The organism is Campylobacter concisus (genome assembly GCF_002913225.1).
GTDB lineage: Bacteria > Campylobacterota > Campylobacteria > Campylobacterales > Campylobacteraceae > Campylobacter_A > Campylobacter_A concisus_J.
In genome coordinates, this window is record NZ_PPAW01000071.1 from 1 (window position 1) to 485 (window position 485).

Consider the following 485-nt stretch of genomic DNA (forward strand, 5'->3'; position numbering starts at 1 on the left):
ACTACTTCGTTATTAATTCTTGTAAATGGGCACTCTTGCTGATTTAGCGCACCAGCGTCCAGATCGCCCTCAAAAATGCTAAATTTGAACTCGCCCAATTCGTTATATCCTAGCGTCTTGCCAGGCTTTTTCTCGCGTGAAAGCGTGCAAATTTTAGCCACACCAGGCGAGTTTGTGCGAGGCAGTATCAGCATCACAGCAAAAGGCGTAGCTCGTGCGATCACTCCAACAAGCGCAGCTAGTAAATTTGCATTTTCATGAGTGTAAAAGTCACTACCCAAAATGAGCGTAAATTTAGCCTTGCCCTCGGTAAGAGCGGCTGCCTCCACGCCAAAGTGTTCATCAAATTTTTCAAGTCTAGCCTGAAGTGCTGCTGGTAAATGTTCGCCACAGTTTTTAAGCACAAAGAGTAAAATTTGCTCCAATTTGCCAGCCTCATAGCTCACACAGGCGAAATTCTTTGAAAATTTCTTCACGACCTCATC

General features: G+C 44.7%; 1 pseudogene. It reads right to left on the reverse strand.

Annotated elements, in window-relative coordinates:
* Positions 1-476: pseudogene (locus CYP26_RS09725) on the reverse strand (NADH-quinone oxidoreductase subunit G); the annotation flags it as partial.
* Between the last annotated feature and the right edge of the window lie 9 nt (positions 477-485).